Origin of the sequence: Paraburkholderia sp. CNPSo 3274 (assembly GCF_024206475.1) — a bacterium.
In the GTDB taxonomy this organism is placed as follows: Bacteria; Pseudomonadota; Gammaproteobacteria; order Burkholderiales; family Burkholderiaceae; genus Paraburkholderia.
In genome coordinates this window covers 1-912 of the sequence record NZ_JAMBPR010000229.1, presented here as the reverse complement: position 1 = coordinate 912, position 912 = coordinate 1, and the positions used below count along the sequence as shown (strand labels likewise).

Annotated in this window: 1 protein-coding gene; it reads right to left on the bottom strand. The window is 57.0% G+C overall.

The window, feature by feature from the left end:
* Positions 1-912 (bottom strand): transposase (locus M3I54_RS44370; protein ID WP_254346734.1); only part of this gene is annotated, 912 nt, incomplete at both ends.

Genomic DNA, 912 nt, shown 5'->3' with positions numbered 1-912 from the left:
GGTTTTTGTCAGGAAATGGGTTGCACCCATCCACGCCTTGATCGTGCCAAATGTATGCTCGACAGTCTGCCGTCGGATTCGCATCATCTCAGGGGCTTGGTCAAGTCGCGCCTGCATCTCGTCCAGAACAGCTTCGTGTTCCCAGCGTGCCACGCGGCGTTGAGGACCCGGTGTGCAGTCCTTTTTTAGCGAACATTGCTGGCAATTAGAACTCCAATACTTACTGAGTTTCAGGCCTCGCTCAACGGTCGAGAATCGCCAAGTGAGCCGCTCGCCTGCCGGACATCGATATTCGTTCGTCTTTGCGTCGTAAATGAAGTCTTCCTTGCCGAAGCGGCCATGAGCCGTAGCGCTCGATGTCACCGTCTTTGGAACGAACACGGTTATCCCAGCCTCATGACATGCGAGTATCTCTTCGCTCTTGTAGTAGCCGCGATCCGCTACTGCGGTGAGCTTGTCAACACCCATCTCTGTGCGGGCAAGCTTCGCCATCGACGTTAACTGATCACGGTCGATGCCGTCATTAGTCACTGCGTGCGCGACGATCAGATGGTGCTTTGTGTCAACCGCCGTCTGGACGTTGTAGCCGACGATGCCAGTTCCGCGCGTCTTCATCGAACGGGCATCCGGATCTGTGAGCGATATCTGTCCGTCGGGCGCCGCGTTGAGTTGAACCTCGATCTCCTTCAGACTGCGCATCTGCTCTTTCAAGGCCGCGATCTTCTCCTGCAGTCGCTCTGTCCTGGCCTTCGCGATCGCAGGCTCCTGACGATCCGCTGTGTCCATCGCCTCGAGATAGCGAGCGATACTTGACTCAATGTCGCGCATCCGTCGCTCGAGCTTGGCGCTCGTGAAGTTGCGGTCGCGGTGGTTCACCGCCTTGAACTTGCTGCCGTCGATCGCAACAATCGC